This window comes from Bacillus sp. JJ1474 (assembly GCF_036965225.1).
Lineage (GTDB): Bacteria > Bacillota > Bacilli > Bacillales > Cytobacillaceae > Cytobacillus.
In genome coordinates this window covers 1-6,690 of sequence record NZ_JBALPC010000164.1, presented here as the reverse complement: position 1 = coordinate 6,690, position 6,690 = coordinate 1, and the positions used below count along the sequence as shown (strand labels likewise).

General features: G+C 36.4%; 5 protein-coding genes. 3 read left to right on the top strand and 2 right to left on the bottom strand.

The window, feature by feature from the left end; genetic code table 11:
- Nucleotides 1–24 precede the first annotated feature (24 nt).
- A complete protein-coding gene (locus V7164_RS18630; RefSeq protein WP_335354861.1) occupies nt 25–903 on the top strand; it encodes a LysR family transcriptional regulator in 879 nt (292 codons plus the stop codon).
- Nucleotides 904–1,021: 118 nt separating this feature from the next.
- On the opposite strand, the gene V7164_RS18625 is transcribed toward V7164_RS18630, so the two are convergent.
- Complete coding sequence (locus V7164_RS18625) at nt 1,022–1,819, bottom strand: metal-dependent hydrolase (protein WP_335354860.1); 798 nt, start codon at nt 1,817–1,819, stop codon at nt 1,022–1,024.
- Nucleotides 1,820–2,398: 579 nt separating this feature from the next.
- Between V7164_RS18625 and V7164_RS18620 the strand changes: the two genes are divergently transcribed.
- Nucleotides 2,399–3,184, top strand: coding sequence for a creatininase (locus V7164_RS18620; protein WP_335354859.1), 786 nt, complete (start codon nt 2,399–2,401; stop codon nt 3,182–3,184).
- 131 nt (nt 3,185–3,315) lie between these two features.
- Entirely contained in the window at nt 3,316–4,746 is a 1,431-nt protein-coding gene (locus V7164_RS18615; RefSeq protein WP_335354858.1) for a cytosine permease, read from the top strand.
- 690 nt (nt 4,747–5,436) lie between these two features.
- Here the strand turns inward: V7164_RS18615 and V7164_RS18610 are convergent.
- Nucleotides 5,437–6,690: sigma-54 interaction domain-containing protein (locus V7164_RS18610; protein WP_335354857.1), on the bottom strand; the 1,254-nt coding region annotated here is incomplete at its 5' end.

Below are 6,690 nucleotides of genomic sequence, written 5' to 3'. Positions count from 1 at the left end.
AATATATCTATAGAGGGGTCAAAAATGGATACTAAGCAATTGTACTATTTTATAGAAGTGGCAAAGCAAAAAAGCTTTACACGAGCAGCTCAAGTTCTATGCTTATCTCAACCAACCATTAGCAAAATGGTCCGAAACCTAGAAGATGAGTTAAAAGTTGAACTTATTGATCGTTCAGCGAAGAAAATTGAGTTAACCGTTGCTGGAGAAATTGTATTTGAGGAAGGACAAAAGATTTTAGGATTGCATGATGATTTATCTTCGCTTTTAAACGATATGATGAATTTGAAAAAAGGAAAGTTAAAAATTGGGGTTCCTCCTCTCATAGGATTTTTATTTTTTCCCAAAATCATAAAAGGCTTTCGAGAATTGTATCCCGATATTTCGATACAATTAGTAGAAAATCATGTAATAAAAATAAAGCAAGCTGTAAATGAGGGAATACTAGATTTAGGTGTAGCTGCATTACCCGTAGAGGATGAATTTGATGTTATACCATTTATAGAAGAGGAGATGATGTTATTTGTTCATTCTTCTCACCCTCTCGCTACTAGAGAGAAGGTTTCTTTACTGGAGGTAAAAGATGAATCATTTGTCCTTTTTCCAGATGATTCTACTCTCTATCAGCAAATTATTCAGGAGTGTTTACAAGTAGGATTTCAACCCAATGTTTCATATCAGAGTATCTATTGGGATTTCATCACGGAGATGGTGGGCCAGAATCTAGGTATCTCGATTTTTCCTCAATCCGTTGCAAAAAAAGTAGATCAAAGTATCATTAAAGCTATTCCTATCGATAATCCACCTATAATTTGGAAGTTAGGAATTATTTTTAAGAAAAATAAGTATGTTTCCTATGCAGCAAGAGAAATGGTTTCATATATTTCTTCCTCATTAGAATGAGACGTATCCTAGATTTTTTAAATAATAAATATTATTAAATTTTAAGCATGTACCGATATGTTAACTAATTCTAAAGAAAAGAGCCTAAACTATTTGTTTGAAGTTTAGGCTCCTATTCTTAATCAATAACGTTTTCCTTCGTAAACTCTCTTTCTTCTCCAAAAGAAAGTTCAATTACTTTAGTCTTTGAATAGTCTTTTAATAATTCTGCTAACTCTCTGCCAGTATCCATCATATACCCTACAATTGGAAAAATCTTTGTTAGCTTTGTATAAGAGTCTAAATTGGTTGCGGTCTTTTCGGTTGGAAAGTTATGGCTTGGGATAACGTATTTCACATCTAATAAATGCTGAATAGCATAAGCAGCCTCTTTCGGTCCCATTGTAAGTTGACCAGATGATGAGAGGATGGCGATATCAGGCTGATAGAAATCTTGTATCAGCTTCATATCAAGCATTAAACCAGTATCTCCAGAGTGATAAACGGTATAATCATCTTTAAAATCAAATATATAGCCAGCTGCCTCCCCAGCATACACAGGTAATCCCTCCGTTTCGCCATAGGATGATGTATGTAAGGCCTGAACCATTGTTACATGTACATCATCTAGCGAAGCGCTCCCGCCGAAATTAATCGGAAAAACATTTTTCATTCCCTTTTGAAGAAGAATCATGGCTAAATCATACTGTGCAACAATCATGATATCTGGTTTATATTGAATAAATTTAGATAAACCACTCGTATGATCTAAATGGCCATGAGTTAAAAAAACAGCATCTATTGATTTGTAAAAATCAGCATGGTCTAACTCCTTTGCAAATCCAGGATTCATATCGAAAAACGGATCAATCAGATAATTTTTTCCTAATTTGCTTTTCAATACATACATCGCATGACCTAAACGCCATATTTTCATATATAGCCTCCTCGTAAAGCGGATTATTATCCTCTAAGAATAAATTTATGAAGACTGAGAGATTTTGATGTCTCGTTTGCCACAATCTCCAAAAAAGAACATAACAATTTCCACTTTCTCCTAATCTCCCTATCCAAAAAAATTATAGGTCCACATTATTACGTTTTTGATGTCCTTTTTATATTTACTTGTTTGTTCCTTAAGATAGGACGCATAGGGAATAAGAAGATCAAAAAAATGTTCTGTCTCATCACAAAGCGAGTATACATGCTATATAAGCGATTTGAACTCACTTGACCATAAACAACAGGAACAGCGATTGCGTTGGTTAAAGCTTACATCAACCAAGCATGAGAGCGGAAACCAATTTTTGACAGCGCTTACATTTATTCTAATCAATGGTTTTAAGGGTGAACAAAATCGCTTATGGAGTAGAGTATGCAATTGTTATAATTATTCGAAACTTCGTTATGATTGTGGCACTGCGATCAACTTGTCCTAGTTGCCATCATCAGTTAAAGACGAGGAAGTCTTTGCCTGCTTTTTTGTGTAACTAAAAGTAGAAAGGGAGTGTGGTCAATGAGTAAAAGATTAATGTCTCAAATGACTTGGATGGAGGTTAGGGATGCTGTTGATAATGGATGTGGAGTAATTCTACCAATAGGTGCAACGGAACAGCATGGCCCACATATGCCTCTATGTACTGATGCACTTCTTTCGGAGAGAATGGCTCTTGACGTGGCAAAGGAAACAAACTTGATCGTTGCACCTACTGTGACTTATGGATTTCGCTCTCGTCCCTGCACTGGTGGTGGGCAGACCTTCCCAGGAACAACTTCAGTTAGTGGGTCAACCTTAACTGCAGTAATTATGGACGTTGTTAAGGAATTTATCAGAACGGGCTTTAGAAAAATAGTCCTTTTTAATTGGCATTTTGAGAATTCCAATTTTATCTATGACGCTGCTTACAATGTGTACGAGGATAGAAAAAATGATTATCCCGATTTAAAGTTGCTTATTATAGAAACTCCTTTTAGTGATTTAAAGCCTGAGACAATGGAGTATGTATTTGAGGGACAATTTCCTGGGTGGGGGATTGAGCATGCTTCAATTTTTGAAACATCTGTGATGATGTATGTGGCACCGGAGTTAGTCGATTTTTCGAAGGCAAAAGATGATAAAGCGGAATACTATCCATTTTACGACATGCTGCCTATACCAAAAAGAATAACGGCAGAGAGCGGTGTACTATGGAAGGCATCTCTAGCAACTAAGGACAAGGGCGAAGTGCTATGGAAAGAGATCTGTCAGAATCTAGTAGAATCTGTAAATATGGAATTTACAAGGTGGGAAAGGGAGAACTAGGCAGTTAATGTATAGGTGCGCGTAAAGTCCTTGATGTTTGTGTAACAATGCTAGACTGACATCAAGGACTCATACTCTGGAGGCAACGGTAATATGATGTTTTTTCGAAAACAATTTGGGAGGGGAATAGAATGATAGATTTTCAGGCAAAATCTGAACATGACCTCTATAGTGAATCGTTGGCTCCAGTGGAGTATTCCAAAAGAACGATCGGTCCATTTGGAATCGGTATGATTTGGTTCGGAATCGCGGTGCAGGTGACAAGCTTTTTAGTTATGACCCCTTTGGTACAGTATTATACAATTGGAGAACTTGTCTGGATTAATCTGATTGGTCAGTTGCTAGTGTGTTTAGCCTGTTTTGCCACACAGGAGATTGGACTGAAATATGGCGTTTCCTTCGCCACAACCATAACAGCGGTAGCAGGACCGCTCGGAGGGAAGATTGTGGGACTTGTGCGAGCAATGCCTGCGATTATTTTTGTAGGGTTAAACGGTTTTATAGGCGCAACTGCAGTAAACATGTTTATGACGGCAGTATTTGGGTTTAATAATATGGTAGTTGCCATAATTATTAATGCATTACTGCTCATATTAGTAACCATATCCGGTGCCAAAGGGATTGAACGATTTACGACTTTTGCGGCACCACTGATGATCGTAATTGGTATTATTATGTTTTATGTATTGATGAAAACTCATAATGTGACTTTGATTGATGTTTGGGACCTTGGCCGTACAGGGGGAACAAGTAAAAGCTGGCTTTATGGTTTTGGTGTTTGTTTAGGTGGCTATGCGGCAGTTGCTATGGGATTTAACGATTTTACTAAGGACTGTAAGATAAAAAATGGCAACATGAAAAAATCCGGAAGAGCACACTTGTTTTCCTACATTATTTGGTCTGCGCCAGCATTTATGTTTTTTACAATGATTGGCATTATTACAGTAGTTTTAGTACCCGGCATGACAGGTTCAGAAGTGCTGCCGTACCTTACGGATTTAGTAGCCGGAGGGAATAATCTTGTAATTGCAATATTTGCCTTGTTTGTATTCGTAGCACAATTGTCAACAAATACTGCTGCAAATCTGTTCCCTTCAGTGTATGTAATATGCGCCCTTGCCCCTAAAAAGATTAATTTCAAGACTGCCACCGTAATTGTGGGCGTGCTTGCGTTTGTTTTACAGCCGTGGAAGTTTGGGCCAATTTTAGACGTGTTTTTAGCTGTATTCGGTGCTGCGGGTGGCCCTGCGCTGGGAATCATAGTAGTAGATTATTTCTACTTCAGAAAAAGAAAATACAGTCTTGGGGATCTATTTAACAGCAAGGGGAAATATTCCTACTGGCATGGAATCAATCCCGTATCCTTATCATGTTATTTAATAGGTATAGTAATTGGCTTAATGTTCTTGGATTATAATTACTTTGTTTCCTTAGCTTCTACTTCATTGCTTTATATGTTTGCAGGCAAATTTTTCGCGAAAAAACTCCCAGTTATGGTTACCGAAACGGCCGAGGATCTTACGGATTTTACAACTAATGATGATCCTAAATTGTCTATGTAATTTACGACTTTTTGGGCAACAAAATTTAGAGGAAAAATCCTAAAAAGATGAGGTTGTGGAACCTTGAATGTTCTAGTTGAAAATAAATGGATCATCTTAGGGACCCTTGAGGTGCTGGCATAGGCTTCAATCTTTTTCCTCCTATATGCTAGATACGGCTTAAAATCAGACTTCTGGTTCAAGGTTGCCGCAGTTTTAGTTGCCCATTACAGGTGTAATTCCCCAAGTACTAATGGGAATTATTAATTTCATTTTCACAAACAAAGTGGATTTATTTACGCTAATCATTTTGCTGCTGATTCTGTATGGCTTTACTATTGGAAAAAAACATGTAAAAAGACTGGATGACTGGGCACGGGTGAAATTTTCAAAGCAGGGATCCTGAAGTGATCTTCTAACTAATAAATATGGGGAATTCTTCGTGGTACTTAAGTTATCTTGTTGGATTGCACCCATCCCTCTTGAAAAATAACAAGAATCAAATGAATACACTCTCACTTTTATGCCTATGACCTTCTGTTACCAGAAAGGTCATAGGCATAAACTTCTTAACTACGATGGTGGTCTCATTTAGTACACTCCTCGTATACGTGCAGGAGACTGACTATGGGTGTGAAAAAGTCTGCTTACTGTGAAAGGGGAGGAATCATTGTTAAATAAAGGACTTCATTTAACAATGATTAGATTATTCTAGTTTTTATCGGTTTCCTTTTCAAGGACAATTCCATGATTACTTTTTTTCCTCATTAAAGTGGATATCCCAATTTCTAACTTGTTTGCACATTCTTTTAAGGTTGGGGATGTCTTAATTGCATCTGAAATATAATTCCTTTCAAAAATGGCAACTGCTTCTTTTAAGGGGAGATTTGGCTCAATTTGATTTAAGCTCCTAAAATGTTTTTGGTGATGAATACACTGATCCTGTATAGATTGTGGAAGGTTATCCAATGTAATGATCTTTGTTTCACTCATATGGTACATTCGTTCTACAACATTGTTTAACTCACGTACATTTCCTGGCCAATGATAGGCAAGAAGCCATTCTAAGACGTTTTTTTCAATATGCTTTTTTTCCTTATATTTTTTTTCAAGATTATTAAAAAAATAAAGAGTCAGTGCAATGATGTCCTCCTTTCTCTCTCGAAGAGGAGGTATTGTTATAGATAAAACATTTAAACGATAGTACAGGTCTTTTCTAAATTCTTTACGCTCAATCATCGATTGTAGATCAAGGTTAGTAGCTGCAATAACTCGCATATCTATATACTGTGTTTTAGTGCCGCCAATTTTCCTGATTTTTTTATCCTGTAAAACGTTTAATATTTTAACTTGTAATTCATATGGCATATCTCCAATTTCATCAAGAAAAATGGTTCCTCCTTTAGCCAATTCAAACAGTCCTACCTTAGTGTTACCTGCCCCAGTAAAAGCTCCCTTTTCATGTCCAAAAAGTTCTGACTCTAGCAAATGTGCTGGAATAGCACCGCAATTTACTCTCACAAAGTCCCCGGTTCTTTGACTCATTTTATGGATGTATTGAGCTATGACGTCTTTTCCGACTCCTGATTCACCCAATAGTAAGATGGGTGATTCGTTTTTTGCAAACCTAAAAGCCAGTGAAATTAAGTTTTTCATTTTTTTACTTTGATAAACAAGATTAGAATCAAAAAGAAGCTGTTCATTTTGATATAACAGTCTTTGATATTCGTTATTTCTTCGGTTTGCTTCTTCAAGTTTTTCTTGCAAATTTTTTAATTCTGTTATGTCTCTTACATTTGATACTACACAAAAAATTTCATTATTCTCATCAAAAACGGGAGTGGAAGACACGATAGCCTTTTTACCATTGAAATAGTCAATGACCATGTTATATTTTCTTTTGTTTTTTAATGTTTGATAGGCACAAGTGTTGGGAATAATATTTTTTTTCACCAATTCTTTAAG

Excerpts from the sequence above, each read along its gene's own strand:
- V7164_RS18630 (WP_335354861.1), top strand. The coding sequence starts at position 25 with ATGGATACTAAGCAATTGTACTATTTTATAGAAGTGGCAAAGCAAAAA.
- V7164_RS18625 (WP_335354860.1), bottom strand. The coding sequence starts at position 1,819 with ATGAAAATATGGCGTTTAGGTCATGCGATGTATGTATTGAAAAGCAAA.
- V7164_RS18615 (WP_335354858.1), top strand. The coding sequence starts at position 3,316 with ATGATAGATTTTCAGGCAAAATCTGAACATGACCTCTATAGTGAATCG.
- V7164_RS18620 (WP_335354859.1), top strand. The coding sequence starts at position 2,399 with ATGAGTAAAAGATTAATGTCTCAAATGACTTGGATGGAGGTTAGGGAT.